We start from the raw sequence: 21,497 nt of genomic DNA, 5'->3' as shown, positions 1-21,497 counted from the left end.
TAACTACTTACAGAAAAATGACTCACTTGATATTAAATGAACTCCGGCATTTAATTTTACAAAAACTCAAAATTCAAATCATCAGTCCATCTGACTGTAGTTATATTGCATTGGAGATTAATAAATCTTTGCATAAAAATATTAGTGTAACTACCATAAAAAGATTGTTTGGATTTGCGGTTACTCAACATCAATTTTCTTCCTATACCATAAATACACTTTTGGCATTTGTAGAAAGTGAACAGGACAACCCTATTTCTAAAACGGCGCTTAAAACGACTACTTTAACTAAAGTTGAAGAGTGGGATTACCTCGTTATTAAATCAAAATCTTATTCAGAAGCTACCATAAAAAGAATAGCAGACAATTGCACTATCCCTTATGAGTTTACCATAAAAAGAAAATTTGCAACTCATGATTTTGACTATTTCTACCATTCTAATTTTAGCTTCACTCCTTTTATCTCTCAGGCAGATTACGGTAAAAGTATCTTATTGTCTCATTTGGTAGAAAACATGTTTTTAAGACCTGAAGCTAAGTTTAAAGATGATGTTATCTTATTTTTACATGCCGATAAAATACTAGATCTATCACAAGAAAAACAAGATTTAGCAAAGGATATTGCAGTTTTATTGGGCCTAACTCCTAGAACAAATCTTATAAAGTATTTTACTGAACAACATAGCCAAACAGGGCATAAACTAGTAATCATCTTAGACGACATAATTCAGATTTTAAATAAACATGGTTTAAAGCCAAAATTATTCGATACGATTGTACAATTTATCTGTGATATAGAAGATAGTCCTGCTATTAAATTAGTAATTAGCTTCAGATCTTATACATGGAGACGTTTTTTTGAAAGCATTCGCCACTCTAGTTTTATAATTAGCAAATGGTTTACAGGCAGTTATTTTAAAAAGAAAGATCATTCAAACGTCCCTCCATTAACTATAGGAGAAACAGAGCAAATCTTAAATAAAATCGATTCCAATTCCATATCCTTGGAATCTGAGCATACCCAAAAACTAAGGCATCCATTTCAATTCTATTTTTATCATCAATTAAAGCTTGAGTATCCAGAAAATGAATACAGTAGCAACTTGATATTCCATGAGGTTACACTTAAATACTTAATGTTAAGTATATTTCAATCTAATCATTCTGTAGAAAAAACAGTAATCTGTAAAAAGATCATCAAACTAACTGATTATGGCAGAAAGGGGAATAAAATTTCTAAAAAACTTTTACTCGAAGAGTTAATAATTTTTAGAGATGCATACATGGAATTACTGTCCGATGGTATCCTTACAGAACAAGTAAATGATGCTGATGAAATTCCAACCGAGTACATACATTTTATTCATAATGATGTTTTTGAGTATTTTTTATTCAAGCAAATACTGGAACTTTATGATAATGAAATGAGTGAAGCTTATTTTAATTTCATATTGAACGAGTGCAAAGGCCATAACCAAAATACACTGTTGCAATGGTCTGTTTTTGAAGGAATTAAAGACAACAAATTTGATATTATTAAATCCATTCTCTGGTTAAAATTAGATAGTAATCATCACAATGATTTGATAACTTTTTTAGCAGAAAACATTAAACATAAAATAGGTACTGACCAAAGTTTAATTGATAAATTTAGATGCCCAGAATTGCATAACGCAATGGTAAATGCTTTGCCTTATCTTGATTTCGCAGACCAATCTTACCAAAAGATACTTAACATTTTTAGCGAAATTGCTGATAGTGAAGATACTTTTGTTTTTTATCAATCTGCATTAATATTTTCAGATTGTCTTAATTTAAACTTAGAAAAACTAAAGGAAAGAAAAAATCAATTATTAAAACACAGATCTATTACCAGCAATATGCTTGTTGATCCAAGTCAAATTGTTGAAATAATGATTGATAAATTTAATGGAAAAGAAGACATACAATATCCCTTATTTGATCGAATTAATGACATTGTACATGACCTTAAATTTAAAGACAATCCAAATGATTTAATGTCTGGACTATTATTAATTATGGTTTACTGGTTTAAAGACGATTCTCATACAGCCATAGAAATCATAAATAACATGATTAAAGGAACCAAAGAATTATTTCAGAAATCGAGGATCTACAATGCTTATCTTCTACATGTATTAGCTTTAGAAACCTCAAGGAGTTCAATTTTAAATAAAAAACCAGATCAGCTAGAAAAAATACTAATCTATTATCATCAAAGAAATCAGATCAATAGTTTTAATGTTAAAATTTTATTTAATACTGTTTTGGCAATGCAAAGCCTGAGGAGAAATGAATACGATATGGCCATCAGTTATGCTAAAAATAGTCTAACGCAAGTAAATGAAGAGTTCTTAATCGCAAAGGTTTTTATCAATTACATATTGATAAAAGCATATTCAATTTTGGGCGATCAGGATAAAGTAAATGAATGTAAATATTCAATCCTTTGTTTATTGGAGGCAAAACAAATCAACCCGCACTTATTTGATAATACGCTCGTGCAAACCCTAAATAAATACTAAAAAAGCCTATCATTTACCGATAGGCTTTTAAGCAGAGTATTAGAGAGCATTAAATTACTGGAGTTAATTCATTGTGGTTTAAGGGCTTTAAAATTAGTTTCGAAACATTTGGGTAGGTCTTCATCAGTTCAATATCTTCGGGTATATCAGAACCAGTAATCACCACAATTCTACAAGCGTTTTTTAATATTTCTGGATACAGATTAAACCTATCCAAAAACTCAAACCCATTCATAAGAGGCATGTCTATGTCTAATAAAATAAGTGAAGGAATCGCTGATAGATCATCTTTATTTGAGTTGAAAAAATCAAGCGCCGCTGTTGCACTTTCCATCACTATGATATCCCCCTTTTCATACGTTTTTTTTAACACATGTGCAGTAATCATTTGGTCGATGAGATTATCATCAATTATCATTACTTTTTGCTTTTGCTTCATCAGCTGCTAAATTTTATATAAAAGCCTTTACCCTCTTTACTGTTTAATAACCGTTATCTCAGTTCTTCTATTCAATTGATGTTGCTCTTCTGTACAATCTTTCCCATTACTACAATCGTTAAGCAATCTAGTTTCGCCGTAACCTTTTGCCCTTATCCTATACCTATCTATGCCTTTATTGATAATGTAACTTACTGCAGCATCTGCCCTTGCCTGAGACAATTTTAGGTTATAACCATCACTTGCCCTACTATCGGTATGCGAACCTAGTTCTATCCAAATTGTTGGATTTTCCTTTAATATTCTTGCCACTTTATCTAACTCAATTGCAGCATCTGGCCTAATGTTACTTTTATCTAAATCATAGTAAATATTTTCCAATCTCACTTCTTTAAATAAATCAATGATATCTAAATAAAGATTCTTTTTAAGAACGGTAGATTGTTTAAGACCAACACTGCTTACCTGACTTAGCTGCGCATTGCGATAGCCTGTTTTAACACCATTTAAATTATAAAGCGTATTTTCTTCTAAATCGAATTTATAATTTCCATTTTGATCTGTTTGAACACTTAAAGTGGTGCCATCTTCCTTGCTAAGATTAACAATTACATCAGACAAAGGCAACCCAGTTTTGGTATTAAAAGCAATACCTTCAAGCCTAAAATTTAAGTTCGGATTAACAACAAAACTGTAAATATCATCACTCCCTCTCCCACCTAACCTGTCTGATGAAATAAAGCCCTCTTTTTTGTTTCTGAATACAAATGCAAAATCGTCTTGTGGCGAATTTAATGGATACCCCATATTAATGGCTGCGCCAAGGTCCTTACCATTTTTTGGAGCCTTAAATACATCCAAACCTCCCATACCTACTTTTCCATCAGTAGAGAAATAAAAATTATTGTCATCATCAAAAAATGGACTTCTTTCTGCACCTTCGGTATTTATGTCTTCCATTGAAGTTGCCTGCCCCCATTCTCCAACTTGGTTTTTATGACAAACATAAATATCTGTTTTTCCTTTTCCGCCTGGCATATCAGATACAAAATATAAAGATTGACCATCTCTACTAATGTATGGATCACCAACAGAATACAGGTTTACATTATTATATTTAAATGGAGATGGTAATCCCCAAGTTCCATCATCTTTCTTCTTGCTCGAATAGATTTCTACTTTCACAGTTTTTGGAATTCCCTTTTCACGCTCTATCAAATTCGGGATACGTGTCAAGGTAAAAAACATCTCCTTTTCGTCCTTGGTGAAACTTGCAGCACCAATATGATATTCAGAACCTGCATTAAATGGAAAAAGAATTGCTGTGTCTACATTTTTTTTAAGATATAATCTTAAATAATTATTCCCAGTCCAAGCGTATATTTTTTTACTTGGGGCTTTGTTAGGATCATCAAATTTCAAGAATGGTTTCCCTTTTTTTACCTCATCTTCCACTTTTACATTTGTTCTATCAGATGTAAAAACTATCGAATTTTGATAAATTACACTTCCCCAATCTTCTGCAATACTGTTAACTCCCTTTTCATTATTTAAAACTATTGGTTTTGGATTTTTCATCCAGATCAAAGCCGAATCGCATGACAACAGCAATAAGTTCTTTTGATTAATGCCTAATGATTTTTTCAGCTCTGCATATTTTTCATATTGAGTTTTAGCTTCACTGTATTTAGAGTTATTTCGCAATGCTTCGCCATAATAAAAAAACGCCTCTGGTTTGGCACCTTTAGTTTTAGTTAACAAGGCATACCAACTTTCTGCTTGCAGGTAATCTTTTGTAAACCTATAACAATCTGCTAAACGCTCTATTGCATGTAAACTAGCTTTCTTTTGATAAGCTTCTGTGTACAGTTTGATAGCTGTACTGTAATTGAAAAGTTTATATTCTTCATCTGCTTTTAGCAAAACATATTGAGCATTTACTTTTATGTTGGTTGCCATAAATAGTAAAAACAAAAACAATATTTTGAGCTTTTTTAACTCAGTCATCATCCTTAAATATGTAATTAATCTAACTTGCATTTATATTAAAAATATCAGTTTATAAATATTTATTGGCTATTAATTATTCCTTAAAAGCGTAATGTAACCTTTTGATACTGTCCAATTACCATTGGTCTCTTTAACTTTTAACAAGTAATAATATGTACCTTCTTTTAATCCATTTCCACTCCAATCATTTTTATAACCACCATTGCTATGGTAAACCTCGTTACCCCAGCGATTAAATATGGTTAAGAAATTCTCTGGATAAAGCTCTAATCCATCAATTACATAGGTATCATTTTTACCATCACCATTTGGTGTAATCACATTTGGTTTAGTATTTAAAATAAAGATTTCTTTCAAATCAGTAGCTATATTATTAGCTAAGTTTGGATCGCCCTCTGCAGCTGTTACAGATGCCGTATTACTAATAACCCCAGATTTGCTAGATTTCACTTTTATTGTCAACATGACAACGGCACCAGATTCTATTGTTGGAACCGTCCACAATACCGTATTTGAAGCGGAACTATAGTTTGCAGTACCTTTTCCAGCTGAATGAGATACATAAGTTAATCCGGCTGGTAAAACGTCGGTAACTACCACATTATTTGATGTAAATAAACCGTTGTTTTTAACTAGAATGTTATAGTCATAAGGCGTATCCATTCCAACTGGTGTTAAATGATCTGAAGTTTTTGCAATGCTCAAATCATTCTGAATGAATGCTGGTATTTCTGCTGTAGTTGTTATATCACCTATGGTTGATAAATCTGGTGTACTACTGGTTATTGTTACACTATTAGAAAGTGGCTTACCAGCATAGATTGATTTGGTAGCACTATTAGGAGTTGCTACAGTTATTTCATAACTAACTTCCGCATTACTTGGAAACAAGGAGATAGTTTGATCCAAATTTCCAGTACCATCATTATTTGGCAAGGTTAAACCTGTTGCTGTAGCTGTCCATTTAGTTATTGTTGTACCCAACGGGGCGATATCAGTTACCTTAACATTTACCGCAGCACTTGGCCCAATATTTTTAACGCTAATCAAGTAAATAACATTTTCACCTGGAACATAAGAAATCTGTGCAGCATTTTTTAGTCTTTTAACGGTTACCAAATCTGCATTCGGGTTTAATAAAACCACAGTTGGATCATCTGAAAGTGTTGTATTTGGATCATCAGATAATGGATCTGCGATCGAATTATTATTGCCGTCTTTTGCTATTACACTGGCTTGGTTACTATACCTACCTAAATTAACATCTGCTTGTGTTAATGTATGTTTTGCTACAACTACCGCTATGGCACCAGGTTGTATAGTTGCAACATTGGCTGGTAAAACGCTACCTGCATCTGCACCAGCATCTGCAACTACTACATTTGTTAACGTAGTATTACCAGTATTTTTAACAATTAGCGTGTAATTGATAACATCACCTGCCTTACCGCCAGTGTTGTTAGCAGTTTTAGTTAATGTGATAGAAGAAACCTGTGCAATCGAAATGATAGTCGGATCATCCGAGGCAGTGGTTGAAGGATTATCAGAAACCTTGGTTAAATTATTTCCTTTTGGATCTTTTGCGTTAACATTTGCCTGATTTACAACAGTACCTGCATTAATATCTGTTTGCGTAAGTATATGCGTAGCGGTAATGTTTACCAACGCTCCAGGAATTAAAGTGGGAATAAAATATCCAGAGCTATTAGGGTTTGGACTTGGCGTTGGAGAACTTGCCAATGTTGCATTTGCATCGGTAACCTCGATGTTATTTAACGTAACATTTCCTGTATTTTTAAGAACGATGAAATAAGTAATAACATCGCCTACTTTTGTACCATTGTTGTTTGCAACTTTTGTTAATGCAAGAGCTGCTGAAGTAGGGATTGTAGTAATAGTTGGATTATCATTGTTTTCTGCAGTTCCTGAAATATCTGTAATGGTATTGCCAGCTGGCGATTTAGAACTTACGTTTGCTGTGTTTGTTACCGACCCTAAATCTTTATCACTTTGTGATAAAGTATAAACACGAGTATAAGTTGTACTAGCACCTATTGCTAATGAACCAGGTAAAACTATGTTAAGGCCCAATTTTGCATCTGTTAATGTAACATTACTCAAGGCCACATTCCCTGTATTCTTTATTGTAAAAGTATAAGTAACTGTATTGTTTCCTGAATTTACTACACCCGATTTTACAAGTGCTATTTTACCTTTTAAAATAGGTGTGGTAACCGAGGCTGAATTATTAGCTGGATTTGGATCCATTGCCAGTTGGGCAGCATCAACAGTTACACTATTGGTAATGTCATTTTGAGTATAGTTTGCATTAACCGTACCCATTACAAGTAAAGTAACCGATTGTCCGGCATCTACATCTGCGGCTGTGGTGAAGGTATTTGCCGTTGGGTTATAAGTACCACCAGTTGCTTGGTAAGTTACATTGCTTAAACCCGTAGGTAGAGATTCTGTTAGCACGATTGCTCTACCAGCTAACACAGTAGCCGTACCAATATTTCTTACGATAATAGCATAAGTAATATTTTCATTAACCTCCACTCCTGTTTTATCAGCTACTTTCGTAACTGCCAAATCGGTAATCCAATTAGGTATGGTGATGGTAACCGTTGTTGTTGCTTTATTTGCTGGATCTAACTTATCTGTAATTTGATAGTTTAGTATATAAACGCCAGGCAAGGTTCTTGGCTGAACAATTACTTTTCCATTGGTAGGGTCTATGTTAATTTTTGGATTATCTGTAGATAATTGAGTGATTACAACATTACCCACATTAGCTTGAGAGCCTCCATTGTAAGTATCATTAGCTAAAATATCCATTTGAATTGTTCCTCCAAAGAAACCTAAAATTGTACCTGTATCTGGAGTTGCTATTAAAGGGGTACTTGTTACATTGACAGTAATTGTTGCTGTCTTTTTCTGCCCTGGATTTAGTTTATCTTCAATTTCATAAACCAAGGTATAAGTTCCGGTTGTTGTATTTGGTGCAACATTTACTTTACCTGTAGTTGGGTCTATTGTTACATTTGCACTGGTTGACGAAACTTGGGTAATAGTTACATCATTTAATGTAGCTGGATTACCATTATAAGTATCGTTAGCTAAAATATTTGCGATAGCGGTTCCGCCTGTCACACCATTTATAGCACCATTATCATTGGCAGCAACCATTGCAGGCGCAGTAACCGTAACAGTTACAGTCGCAGTTTTTTTCGAGCCTGGGTTTAATTTATCTTCAATTTGGTAAACCAAGTTGTAAGTACCTGCTGCAGTTCCGGCCGCCACGTTTACTTTTCCTGTTGTAGGATCTATGGTTACTTTAGGATTACTAGTTGATACCTGAGAAATAGTTACGTCATTTAGTGTTGCTGGGTTTCCATTGTAGGTATCATTAACTAATACATTTGCAACAGCAGTTCCCCCTACCAATCCATTAACAGTACCACTGTCATTAGTGGCAATTATAGTTGGTGCAACAACTGTAACACTTACAGAAGCTTGTGAAATTTTAGTTGGATCTAGCTTATCAACAATTTTATAAACTAAAGTGTAAACACCTCCTGGAGTTCCTGGCGCTACATTAACCTTACCAGTTAATACATCAAGTGTTACCTTTGGATTGGTTGTAGAAACTTGAGCTAAATCTACATTGGCCAAAGTAGCCGGACTACCTCCATTAAAAGTATCGTTAATTAAAACATCATTAACAGCAATGCCACCAAGAACACCACTTACAGAACCTGAATCATTGTTTGCTTGAATAGCACCCGATGAAACGGTAACTGTTATGATTGCTGTAGCTACCTTACTCGGATCAAGCTTATCAGTTATAGAATAATCTATTGTATAAACTCCTGCTGGTGTATTTGGGGCAACTGTTACTTGGCCAGTGGTTACATTTAACGTTATTTTGCCAGCACTTGTATTACTACCTGGAACTTCTGCAATGGTAACATCAGCTGTAGTTGGTACTTGGCTTGTTCCGTTGTATTTATCATTCGTTAAAATATTTGAAATAGCAACACCACCATTTACTGTATTTGCAGTACCATTATCATCGTTGGCTTGAATTGCACCCGTGGTAACAAAAACAACAACATTTGCGCTTGAAGTTTTAGTAGGATCTAATTTATCAGTAATCGTATAGTTTATGTTATAAGTTCCTGGCGGCGTACCGGGTGCCACACTAACAACACCAGTTCCTGGTGTTAGGGTTACATTACCCCCGCTGTTATTTGAATTTTCTGTAATGGTTACAGCTGCAATAGTTGCAGGGCTGCCACCATTAAATTTATCATTAGCCAATACGTTTAACAAAGATGAATTACCAACAGTAGAATTTACCGTTCCGCTATCGGCTACTGCTTCAATTATGCCAGATGAAACGATTACCACAATATTTGCAGTTGCTGTTTTAGTAGGATCTTGTTTATCCGTGATGGTGTAATTGATAGTGTAGGTTCCAGCTGGCGTACCTGGCGCAACATTTACTTTGCCAGTCGCTGTATTCAGTGTAACTTTTCCTAAACTGTTATTCGAGTTCTCAGCAATGGTTAGATTAGCAATAGTGGCTGTTAAATTAGCATTGTAACTGTCATTTACCAAGATGTTTGCCACTGCCTCGCCACCATTAATGGAATTGGCAACGCCATTATCATTAACAGCAAGTAAATTAGATGGACATAATAATGGATCAGTAGTAATTGTACCACTTACAACAATTGGATCACAAGGTGAAGTATGCCCAACGGTTGTTACATTATAAGTTACACTTGTATTAAATATACCAGTGATAGTTACGGTTTTGTTAATTGTGTTTACTACATAGTTTGCTGGAGATATAGTCCCCGTTACAAAAGCACTCGTTGCGCTTCCACCATAAGTATAAACTATATCGGTAATGGCACTTCCAGTACAAATTGTTTGATTTTGAGAGCCGCCGCTACGAATTAAAGTAGATGGTCTATTAACTGTAAGGGTATAAATTGCAGAATTTGTACAACCGCTAGCATTAGCGGCAGTTGTATAAGTAATAACTGATGTTCCTGCGGTAACGCCAGTCACTTCACCAGTTGAAGCGTTAACAGTAGCCACACTTGGTGTTGCACTACTCCATACGCCACCAGCCGTTGCATTTGCCAAAATTCTTGTTAAACCAACACATAAATCGCCTCCTCCAGTTATTTGAGATATAGTAGGTCTAGCATCGATATTTAATGATTTACTTGTACATCCAGCTGGTGCTATATAACTAATTAATACTGAACCAGGGGCAATTGCAGTTACTAACCCTGTTGAACTCACAGTAGCAATAGCAGTATTTGAGCTCCCCCAAGTTCCACCACCTGTTGCGTTTGCCAATTGCAAAGTAGAACCTTCACAAAGAGAAGAGTTGCCTGGCGTTATAGGTGTAGCTAAAGTTGAAGATTTAATATTGATATCAATTGGCGTTCTAGGCCCATCACCACATGAGTTAGTTGGCTGAATATAATAGGTTGTATTAACCAATAAATTAGGCGTTGTAAAAGGAATCATTCCTAGATTTGTACCACCAGAAGCGGCAGTCCAAACAGAATAAGAAGACCCATTGCCATAAGGAATGTTAGATAATGTTATTGTTGCATTACTATTTGCACAAATATCTGCCGGAGCAACTAGCAGTCCAGTTGTAGGTGTTGAAGAAAGTACCAATACATAACTCGCGGTTGAAGTACAACTTCCATTAGAATAGGTATTGGTAATGATATAGTTTCCTGCCTGACTTGCAGCAATGTTTACTACACCTGTATTCACATCGATACTTAATCCAATAGTAGAAGCAAAGGTACTACTTGTAATACCAGTTGTATTGCCACCAAATGTTGGACTTGCAGTACCACCTGCTGAATGACAATAAGGGCCACCATAATTAATGGTACGTACAGTTGGAGGGAAAACAGAAACTGTTAGTGTAAATGGTGCTCCTTCACAAGAGCCTGACCTTGGTGTAACTGTATATCTAACAACTCCATTTCCAGTTAACGTTCCTGTAATATTTGGTTCATTACTTCCTGCTGCTCCACCAGTAACGGTACCTGACAACAAGGTTGGTGCAGACCAAGAATAAACTGTTCCTCCAGGAACGCCAGAAGGTTCCACTAAAAATGAATGTGCAGAACACACCGAAACGGTTTGAGCAGAAACTGCTGCAATCTGGCTCACTGATATTGTGGCTATTGCTGAGAATACCTCAGCGCAGGCCGTTGTTTGAGAAACTACACGATATGCTCTGGTTTGGGTTAAACCTGCATAACTTTGAGTAGTTGAGGTATTAGCAATCGATGTCCAGGTAGCACCTGCATCAGTAGAATATTCCCAACGGATAACAGTTCCAGTAACTCCACCAGCAGTTAAAGTACCAATATTATTTACAGCGCAAACCGTTACATAATCAGGCGTAACCGTACCACCAGAAGAAACCGTAATCACAATGGAACTAGTGGCTGGTCCTGAACAGCCTGCTGCTGAAGCGGTAATTGTAGCATTGCCACTAAATGCTGCCGACCAAGTCATTTGACCTGTTGCCGCATTCATAGTTCCTGCTATTGTTGGGCTTATACTATAAGTAATACCATTAGCATAATTAGCAGTAGCAGTGTAGAAAACAATGCCAGGACCTTGGCAACGAGTTGCAACGAAAGGGTTAAAAACTGGATTAGTAACGGCTCCATTAACTGTTAATAAACCTGTGATTTCCACATCCGTGGGCCCTCCTTGGGTAGTAACCTTATAGGTTTCTGCCCCTAATGTAATAGATGGAATACCTGTAATGGTATATTTAGCGGGAGCTGAAGGCGTAGTTGTTGCTGCCGTGTACACTCCTGTTAATCCGGCTGGCAGGGTAGCAATAGCACCAGTTGTGGTTCCCCAAAAAGTATAAACTATTGGGGCTATAGCAGTTGAGGGGCTATAGCATATCGTTTGAGCATCTGTGCCTGATGCAGAAGTTAATGTTATTGCTGGTATAACTGATGGAGTAACTGATGCAACATCGTTATTAGTTGTGACATCACTTTGTGGACCAGAAATGGTTGCCGTATTTTGATAAGGCCCTGTAGATTTAGTGATAGCACTTACGACCAAAGTAGCATTGTCTGCACCATTTGCTGCAAGTGAGCCTATGATCCATTTTCCAGTTAGGTAATCATATGATGTTCCAGCACTTGCCGTATGAGATACATAAGTATAACCTGCAGGCAATAAATCTGTAACTACTACATTAACTGCATTTCCAGGACCTAGATTTTTTGCCGTTAGAGTAAAATTTACAGTGGATCCTATTACAGGAGTCGTATTATCTACAGTTTTAGTAACTGACCTATCTATATTACAAAGGTTGATTATAATAGGTAATGATTGTGCACTATTACCACAATCTAATGCTGTAGTAACCGTATAAACCCCTGAAACGGCTGCCGTATAAGATATTGAGGTAGCTCCAGGAATCATAACTCCATCTAAATACCATTGATACGGTGCCCTACTATTTGGATCGGCCGAAAGTACAGCAGACGCACAATCTCCTTGAGCAAAAGTAGGCACCAATGCCTTTTCTGGTAGTGGCGTTAAGAAATTCGACATTGAAAATCCACCACCTTGTTGAACCATAGAAACCGTAAGTCTTGATGTGCTCTCTAAAGTAAGTGAATTTGGGTTGGCAACATTAGTGTTGGTAAAATCTATAATAAACAAACCAGATGAGCCTAACTGTCTTCTAACACCAACACCAGGTAAGGTTTCAATATCCTTATTGGTTAATCCATTATCAGTAGTGATTAAAACTTTTGCCGCTGCATCATTTAAAATAATATAAGCAAAATAAGGTAAATCATCAGCAGGAGTATATTTCCTAAACTTATAGGCCTGAACTTTGGTAGAACCGGTACAATCAGAAATTGGAACTAAGGTTGCAAGATCAACCTCGCAGTTATCTGCCGTACCCGAATAAGCCGCAACCTTTTTAGTAGAAAGAATTCTTGTAGCAGAATATATCTGACCTTCCGATGTATTTGCGGCATTTGTACCGCCCGGAATACCATTATTAAAAGTGATAAAATCACCGGCCGCTGCTAAAGTATAAATAACTGTATTATGTATCGCACCAGCTGATGTATAATTAACTACAGTAACAACTGTATTATCTTCCGAAGCTACTACTGTTGTTTGTTCAGAAACATCATTTCCATTTCCTCTAACAACAATATATTGTGTTCCTAAAGATGAAACTGGAGCAACAGGATTACTTGTACCATCGAAACAATTACCATTAGTTGGAGAATCATAAGCAGCACTAGCATTCATTACAGCCGGACCAGAGGTTTCTACAAGAGAACCAATGTGATTTTGAAATAAATAAGATTGACCAGCATTTAACGTGGTTATTGGAACTCCATTAATTTTTAAGATCGTTCCATTATTTATAGCCATTACACTATAAATTGGTCTCGCCGGACGATTCCCTCCTGATGTATAAACATCTCCATCCCTATAATAACCAACCCTAAAAGAGGTACCCACAGCTGCATCACCAAAACTGAATAACGATGAATTTCCTTTTATATAATCATCTAAGCCCTGACCAAGGTCTTGATCTGAAACAATATTCCTTAAGTTTACCGTAATAGGCTGATCGCCAATAACTATTAACCCAGCATTGTCTATGATGGTGTTTAAAGCATGTCTTTGGTTTCCGTTTGCATTAATTAAGCCTACAAACCTAAACACTTTTGGATGCCCAATCGTTAAGGGATCAGAGTTAAGAGGTGTTATGGCAGGTGTTGTTCCGTCACTTTTTTTAATAGTTAAATTAACAGGAGTAACACTATTTGTTGCAATAATTAACTCATTACCTTCTGTAAAATAAACCCAAGGTGCTGGAGCGATGTAATGGTTCTTGTAAGATTGTGCACTTACTAAATTTGAGAAAAGCAACAACGAACAAATTAGCGCAAGGGATTTTGCAATTATTTTTTTTGTTTTAACACGTGAAGCTTTTAGTAAAAAATTGTTCATAGTGGATTACGAAGTGTTACACCCGTACACGTATGACAAATTCAAAGCCATGGAATTATTTCAACTGGTAAACACAACATCATTTTCTTATTAATTTAATAATTTAATGTTTAAACAACTAAAAAGACTTGATTTTGGCTATGTTCTAAAATGAGAAAGAAATTACACAGTTATTAAATTATTATTAACAAATTATTTTAGTTGAATATTTTCCCCAATTAGAGTTACACAATTACCCAACATGTGGAGATAATTACCCATAAATACCTACATCTATAAATATCTCAAAACTTATGAGTACCAATGAGATGATATATATTTATTTTTGTGTAGAAATAAATACCCAACAACTACATCATTACTTTTTCTATCAGCATATTAATGTTGTACCATCTTCTATCTCAACAACATAAGCATCTAATTTTTTAGCAAACTTAACTTCAAATGTATGAGTCAATTCTTCAATAAAATCATCTATAACATCTTCTTTTACGATGTTCAGCGTACAACCTTCAAATCCTTCACCTATCATTCTAGCTCCCAATACATAAGGGATTTTTTTTACGGTATTCACCAAAAAATCTAATTCATCGCAACTAACCTGATAAAATTCGCTTAGCCCATCATGTGTTTGAAACATTACCTGACCAAAACCCTTTAAATTAGCATTCCTTAAGTGTTCAGCAGCCAGTAAAACCCTCTGATTTTCTTCTATTATGAACTTACATTTATTGTAGATTTCAATGTCTTTCCGTTTAACATATTTATCTAACATCTTTAAATTGGTGTCCCGTAAGCTTCTCACATGTTCAACATTGCTTTTAACCAACAAAAACCCTTGCTCACATTGTTCCTTAATTTTAATTAATTTATGATTTAATGTTGGGTTATCTAAATCTGCTTTCAATAAAACAAATTGATATCCATCTAACTTTATGGGGATATAATCATAGGTTAAACTTTTACCATCTAAAAGAATAGCATTCCCTTTTTTTCCAAAAACAGAAGTAAATTGATCTATAATGCTATTGTTAATTCCTTTAAAATCCTGTCCTGCCATTTGTGCGATTTTCGCAAGATCTAGCATCGGAACAGATAAAGAAAACAGTTCGATTAATGCGTAGGCAGTAGAACACTCCATTGCAGCAATAGAAGAAAGCTCATCGTCTAATGGCACATCACCATCAATATAGAGGTTAAATCCACCAATGTGATAACCCCATTTCTGCAACTGATCTGCTACACCTAAAATGTAATTAACCCAGTCTTTTTCGGAAGTATTTAAATCAGAAAGCTTGGTTTGAAAAGCTTCTTGATAACTTTCTGAGTAAAGGTGAATCTCATCATCTTTCCTTTTCGAAACAGCTACATAAGTAGCTATATCAATGGCTACAGGCAATACATAACCATCATTATCGTTGGTGTAGCCGCCTGCTAAATTAATTTTTCCTGGAGAGCGAACTATAATGGGAACGCGGTTGAAATGCTGTTTAAAAGCTGATTTTATTGATTCGATCATCATCTCAGTTTTCTTTCAATTGCTTGATTATTAATTTTGGTTTTTCTTCTGATAAACCCTTACGTAATCAACCTCCATCCTATTTGGAAACTTTGTTCCATTTAAGTCTCCTCCATTTAATCCGCCCATAGCAAGATCTAATAAGATATAATGTTTTTGTTTAAATGGATTTTGGCCTTCTTTATTTTCGTTTTGCAACTGAGTTAATGGCACTTTTATGTATAAAGTATCGTCAACATATAAACTGATATTTTCACTATCCCAGTCCATTCTCCAAATGTGAAATTTCTCTGTCCAAACATTCCCACCTAACTCTTTAACTGCCTTGGTTTCACTAAACCATTTTGGTTTTCCATCCTTGCCCAAACTTGCAATGTTCGATAAGATTTTACCCTTGTAATATTCCATGATATCAATCTCTCCATTTGCAGGCCATCTACCAGCAACCCCTAAAGTCCAAAAGGCTGGCCATAAGCCATTGCTCACATCTATTTTACCACGCATTTCAAACCGCCCGTATTGCCAACTTTGCAATCCTTTGGTTATCAAACAAGCACTGGTATATTCAATATTTTTACGGTTTTTTCTCCAATCCCTACTTCCTTCCACATAAAATGGATTTGGTTTTTGCTCTTTTCTCCCCTCGATTACAAGCAGTCCATTTTTACAAAATGCGTTTTCAGCTTGATACCATTGCAGTTCTTCATTGCGCACAAAACCTTGCTCATAAGTCCAGTTTTTAGGGTTAGGCACACCATCTTTTTCAAATTCATCTGCCCATACCAAATCATATCCTTCTTTACTGTAATCTGCAATTTTTGGCCGTATGTTAGCTTTTCTAACCGTGCAAGAAAGCGCACAGATTAAACTAAATAATAAAGCTATTCGAATGCTATTTTGCCTGTCCATTGTCTTTACTTATCAATTTTATGGTATAACCATAACTGTATTTTTTCTCCATCAATCTATATGGAGCATGTGGCAATGCACCCCAACTGTCATCTCCCCCAACACCACGTTGTTTGAGGTCAATACTTAAAAACACGTTTCTCCTTATGGGAAGGTCAGTTGGATGTTGCTGCTTTTTGGTTAAACCCGGATCTAAATCTTCAGTAGAATGGTTAATTGCCGCGAATGAAAGTGGTTGCAAACCTTCAATTAAAATTCCTTTTCCCTGTTCATCAGTTAAACTTATCCACCTCACATCGGTTTTATTACCGCTTTCTTGTGGCCTTATATAGCCTTTATAAAATTGATTTTCTACTTTATCACTATACAGACCAACAAAAGAAGAAAAGTTTCTATCGCTATAATTCTCATGCGGACCGCGACCATAATAACTCAAATTGCTAAAGCGCTGTGGTAATTCTGTGCGCATTCCAAATCTTGGCAACTCTGGCAAATCTCTTCCAGTCATGTCCATAGATGCGTTAACCTTTACAGCTCCATCGTTGGTAATTAAGTAAGTGATGGTATAAGGAACTTTAATATTGCTCAACTCATAGTTAACACGAATTACTTGTCCACTATCTGTTTGTTTGGCAACATCTACATTTAACAGCCTTTTATTGTCGTGTGCCGAGCGCCAAATACCTAATCTCGATGGCATACTGTTACCAAAATCATTATCGGTTGGTGCCCTCCAAAAATAGGGTTCCGGAAAATTATTCAATGAACCTCCATTGTCTTTACTGTATTTGGTAAATCTTCCAGTTTTTGTATCAAATTCGCCATGCACATCACCTGCATCAAAACTTAATTTGTTTTCTTTTGTACTTGTTTTTAGTAGTGTTTCTGATTTTTGATCTTTAGCAAAAAAGTCTCCAGCGTATTTAAACTGCTCCTTAGCAACTTCAAATCCTACTGGCAGCATGGCTGATGCAGTTTTACGATAAGCATACACATTCAAATAAAACTCTGTTCCTTCAATTGCTTTTATCATTGGAAGAGTCAATTTTACTTCTTTCTTCATGTGCGGATTCAATGTAACTTCAAAATTGCCTTCTTTAAATACCTTACCATTACTTACCAGTTCCCATTTAAAGTTATACTGGTCGAGATTTGTAAAGTCAAGCAAATTTTCAATGGTTAAACTTCCTTTTGAAATATCCTTTGAAGTAAATTGAATGTATTGATAAACCTTTCTTACTTCAAACGCCCCAGGATGCGGTTCTCTCGTTGGCCCTACTAGTCCGTTTGCCAGAAAATTTTCATCATTTTGCAAATAAAAGCCTCCTAAATCTCCACCATAAGCCCAAAAAGTACTGCCGTTTGCGTCTTTTGCTTTTATTCCTTGGTCTACCCAATCCCAAATAAAGCCACCTTGCATGTGTTTACTACTTCTTATAATATCAAAATATTCCTGAAAATTACCGCTACTGTTTCCCATTGCATGAGAATATTCGCACATGATATAAGGACGATTTTTTGAAGTATCAGCAGCATATCTTTTCATATTGCCAATGCTTGGGTACATTGGGCAAACGATGTCTGTATTCCAATCTTCACCAGCCTGCTCAAACTGAACTGGTCTTGTATTATCTCTTTGTTTAATCCACTTATAGTTATCATGAAATACTGGCCCATTACCAGATTCATTACCTAAAGACCAAATGATAATTGAAGCATGATTTTTATCCCGTTCTACCATTCTAACCGTTCTATCCGTATGTGCTGCAGCCCATTCGGGTAAATAAGCTGGGTGTTTAGTTTTATCAAACCATCCTTGCCACTCGGCACCCATCCCATGGGTTTCAATGTTTGCCTCATCTACTAAATAAAGGCCATACTCGTCACATAGTTTATACCAAAGGGGATCATTAGGATAATGCGCCAGTCTAACAGCATTAATGTTAAATTCTTTCATTAATCGAATGTCTTTTAACATCAATTCTCTAGAAGTGGTATGTCCAGTTACATCATCATGTTCATGTCTATTTACACCATGAACATAGGTAGCCACTCCATTAATTAGCAATTGCGCATTTTTTATTTCCACTTTTCTGAAGCCTATTTTTGCGCCAGTAACGGCTACCTGTTTCCCCTTATTGTCCTTTAAGGTAATGATACAATTGTATAAATTAGGTTGTTCTGCATTCCATTTTAACGGATTCTTAATGGTTCCTGATAAATTTATGGTCTGAATAGTATCAGCGGATGCATTAAAAGTTTGAGTTTTTTGAAATACAGATTTTCCGTTTTTATCTAACAAAGAAACTATGATTGAACCACCTGTGAGTTCAGTTTTAGGAAATTTCCTCACGTCAATTGCTGCACTGAACAATCCATTTGTGTAGGTTTTATCTAAATCTCCTTTTAGAAAGAAATCCCAAACTGTTTGTTTCGGCATCGAAAAAAGATAAACATTTCTTTCTATTCCGCTTAACCGCCAAAAATCTTGATCTTCTAAATAACTTCCATCGTGCCAACGAAAAACTTGAACCGCCAATTGGTTAACTCCTTTTTTAAGAAATGGAGTGATGTTAAATTCTGCTGGTGTTTTTGATGCCTTTGTAATTCCTACTTTTTTACCATTCACATAAATAAAAGCACAACCAGTGATAGAGCCAAAATGAATTAACGTCTCTCTATTTTGCCAGTTTTCTGGGATAGAAAAAGTTTTTCTATAGGTACCAACTGGATTATTCTCGCCTATAAAAGGTGGATTTTTAGGATATGGATAAGTGATATTGGTGTAAATTGGTATTCCAAAACCATTTAATTCCCAATTTGATGGTACGTTTATATTTGCCCAACCACCATCATTTAAATCAGTTCTATAGAAATCTTTAACTCGGTCTGCATATTTATCTACATAGTTAAATTTCCATTGTCCATTTAGTGATTGATAATAAGCAGATTTAGTGTAATCATCTTCAATTACGTCTTTTTCTGAATCAAAAAGCATAAAGGAAGCATGTGCTTTCTCCTTTCCTTGATCAACCAGTTTTGGATTTTCCCAATCGTTGTTTTGAGCATTTAAATATCCAAAACATAAAAAAATAATGGCAGTTAATAATGTTTTTTTCATTTTCTTGTGTGATAAATTTAGGAGCGGCTAAGGTCTATATCGTAATATTTGGACAGCAAAATCTCCTAACCACTTATAAAAAAGTAGTTAGGAGAAAAAATCATTAAAAATTTAGTAATTAGGGTTTTGAACCATAGAAGGCATTTTTGACACCTCTGATTGTGGAATTGGCATTAAATAATGTTGTTCATTAAATACGTGTGCCCTTATTGTGTTTGCAACTTGATAAGTGTAATTAGATCCTGTAGTACCAATTCTAGTAATATTGATGGCCTTATTAAAACCATTGTTTACGGCAACAGCAATCTTCCAACGTCTAATGTCATTCCAACGGTGGTCTTCATTCATCAATTCTATTCTACGCTCGTTTTGAATAACCAAACGCATTTCCTCAACGGTCATGTTTGCTTTTAAGCCATATAAATTATCAGCTCCTGGCAAAATTCCAGCACGTTTTCTAATGGCTACCAATCGTGGATATGCTAAAGCAGTTTGACCTGTTTCATTAATAGCCTCAGCATAGTTTAATAAAATCTCTGCGTAACGAATTAGCGGCCAACCTCTTTCGGTGTTGAATGAACTATTAGCAGAAATATTTTCATCGCACATTTTACGAGAATAATAACCTGTAGTTGTTGGCCCTGTTCCATTTGTGGTATAACCATCTGTAGCTGCACCGGCATACGTGTTAACTGCTATTTTAGAACTCGTAGAAGTGCTATAATATAAAGCTTGATTATAAATAATCGAATAGCCAAACCTTGGGTCGCGATTAGCATAAGGATTTGCAGGATCATAACCAGAAGTTGGATCTGTAATTGCCTTGCCATTTCTCATTGGAAAAGCCTCTGCCAGTTGATGGGTTGGTGTTGAGTTTTTCGCTCCTCCTCTGCTTGGTGGATTGTAATTAACCTCCATATCCCTATTATTTCCTCTGTTGAAATTAAAGATATACTCGGTATTTACCCTTCTTAAAAACACATTATAAAAGCCAAAACCTGGTGCTGTAACGTTATCTTCATTTAAAGCATAATAATTAGAGTTAATTACTTCTAGGGCCGCATCGGCAGCTTTTTGCCAATGACTAACACTGTAGGTTGGGTAACTTACCAAAGGTTTTGCTATTGCTGATGCTGATGAAATTGCTCCTCCGTTAAACAGTGGACTTGCAGCATAAAGTAACACTCGTGATTTTAAGGCTAAACAAGCGCCTCTTGTTGCTCTGCCATAATCTTGTTCTTGATAACCTAAGGGTGCTGGCACATTTGGAAGAGGCAGAATTGCAGCTGCAGCATCTAATTCTGAAGTGATGTAATCAACAGTTGCTTGAAAAGAAGATCTTGGCAAATCAATCACATCTTCAATTCCGTAAACTGCATCACCTTCTAGCGGAACGCCACCAAAATTAATCAACAAGAAATGATAATACCAAGCTCTCAAATACCTTAATTCGCCAGTAATTCTTTTTTTAGTGGCTACATTTAGCGGTGTGATTGGCAATTTAGAAAGCATCAAATTTACTCTTCTAATGTTTGCGTAAGGTGTTCCCCAAAAATCTGGGATGGTTGTTCTATCCCAAAATGTATTTGGAGAAAGGGAACCACTGTACATAATAACTGTATATTGTGTTACACCAGAATAGGCGTATTCAGCATCATCTGTTGCCATTTCGGTATTACCATGGCTACTAAACCTACCTTTATTAAAACTATAACCAACAGCACTGTAAATTTGAGTTAAAAAGCGCATGGTTTTAACGCTGTCGGCAAATACAGTTGCTTCAGTTTCGCCAGTATCAGCTTTGGCATCCAAAAAATCAGTGCCCTTTTTACATGATGCAAATGCAGCACATAAAACTATTATAAATATTATTCTTTTCATTTC

At 35.6% G+C, this 21,497-nt stretch carries 8 protein-coding genes; 1 reads left to right on the top strand and 7 read right to left on the bottom strand.

Annotated features, from left to right (window positions below; translation table 11 throughout):
- Positions 1 to 17 precede the first annotated feature (17 nt).
- The gene (locus R2Q59_RS03960; protein ID WP_316783847.1) at positions 18 to 2,546 is read left to right on the top strand and encodes a hypothetical protein; all 2,529 of its coding nucleotides are present in this window, start codon (positions 18 to 20) and stop codon (positions 2,544 to 2,546) included.
- Positions 2,547 to 2,595: 49 nt separating this feature from the next.
- Here R2Q59_RS03960 and R2Q59_RS03955 read toward each other — a convergent pair whose 3' ends face one another.
- The 7 genes from R2Q59_RS03955 to R2Q59_RS03925 form a co-directional block, all read right to left on the bottom strand.
- Positions 2,596 to 2,985 (bottom strand): two-component system response regulator, encoded by a 390-nt coding sequence (locus tag R2Q59_RS03955; RefSeq protein WP_316783845.1) that lies wholly within the window; start codon positions 2,983 to 2,985, stop codon positions 2,596 to 2,598.
- A 36-nt stretch (positions 2,986 to 3,021) separates the two neighbouring features.
- Positions 3,022 to 4,944: an OmpA family protein gene (locus R2Q59_RS03950; protein WP_316783843.1), complete on the bottom strand. Its 1,923-nt coding sequence runs from the start codon at positions 4,942 to 4,944 to the stop codon at positions 3,022 to 3,024.
- A gap of 120 nt (positions 4,945 to 5,064) precedes the next feature.
- Positions 5,065 to 14,064, bottom strand: a complete 9,000-nt coding sequence (locus R2Q59_RS03945; RefSeq protein ID WP_316783841.1) for a gliding motility-associated C-terminal domain-containing protein — start codon at positions 14,062 to 14,064, stop codon at positions 5,065 to 5,067.
- A 370-nt stretch (positions 14,065 to 14,434) separates the two neighbouring features.
- Positions 14,435 to 15,586, bottom strand: a complete 1,152-nt coding sequence (gene galK, locus R2Q59_RS03940) for a galactokinase (protein WP_316783839.1) — start codon at positions 15,584 to 15,586, stop codon at positions 14,435 to 14,437.
- A gap of 27 nt (positions 15,587 to 15,613) precedes the next feature.
- Positions 15,614 to 16,492 (bottom strand): glycoside hydrolase family 16 protein, encoded by an 879-nt coding sequence (locus tag R2Q59_RS03935; protein ID WP_316783838.1) that lies wholly within the window; start codon positions 16,490 to 16,492, stop codon positions 15,614 to 15,616.
- Entirely contained in the window at positions 16,476 to 19,613 is a 3,138-nt protein-coding gene (locus tag R2Q59_RS03930; protein ID WP_316783837.1) for a glycoside hydrolase family 2 TIM barrel-domain containing protein, read from the bottom strand. The genes R2Q59_RS03935 and R2Q59_RS03930 overlap by 17 nt, the downstream gene beginning before the upstream one ends.
- Before the next feature lie 111 nt (positions 19,614 to 19,724).
- Positions 19,725 to 21,494: a RagB/SusD family nutrient uptake outer membrane protein gene (locus R2Q59_RS03925; RefSeq protein ID WP_316783835.1), complete on the bottom strand. Its 1,770-nt coding sequence runs from the start codon at positions 21,492 to 21,494 to the stop codon at positions 19,725 to 19,727.
- Between the last annotated feature and the right edge of the window lie 3 nt (positions 21,495 to 21,497).

Origin of the sequence: Pedobacter frigiditerrae (assembly GCF_032678705.1) — a bacterium.
Classification (GTDB): Bacteria; Bacteroidota; Bacteroidia; order Sphingobacteriales; family Sphingobacteriaceae; genus Pedobacter; species Pedobacter frigiditerrae_A.
The sequence above is the reverse complement of the archived record's forward strand: the minus strand, read 5'-3'. Positions and strand labels throughout refer to the sequence as shown.

Bases quoted from the DNA above. Each gene is read 5' to 3' on its own strand.
- R2Q59_RS03960 (WP_316783847.1), top strand. From the start codon at position 18: ATGACTCACTTGATATTAAATGAACTCCGGCATTTAATTTTACAAAAA.
- R2Q59_RS03955 (WP_316783845.1), bottom strand. From the start codon at position 2,985: ATGAAGCAAAAGCAAAAAGTAATGATAATTGATGATAATCTCATCGAC.
- R2Q59_RS03950 (WP_316783843.1), bottom strand. From the start codon at position 4,944: ATGGCAACCAACATAAAAGTAAATGCTCAATATGTTTTGCTAAAAGCA.
- R2Q59_RS03945 (WP_316783841.1), bottom strand. From the start codon at position 14,064: ATGAACAATTTTTTACTAAAAGCTTCACGTGTTAAAACAAAAAAAATA.
- galK (WP_316783839.1), bottom strand. From the start codon at position 15,586: ATGATGATCGAATCAATAAAATCAGCTTTTAAACAGCATTTCAACCGC.
- R2Q59_RS03935 (WP_316783838.1), bottom strand. From the start codon at position 16,492: ATGGACAGGCAAAATAGCATTCGAATAGCTTTATTATTTAGTTTAATC.
- R2Q59_RS03930 (WP_316783837.1), bottom strand. From the start codon at position 19,613: ATGAAAAAAACATTATTAACTGCCATTATTTTTTTATGTTTTGGATAT.
- R2Q59_RS03925 (WP_316783835.1), bottom strand. From the start codon at position 21,494: ATGAAAAGAATAATATTTATAATAGTTTTATGTGCTGCATTTGCATCA.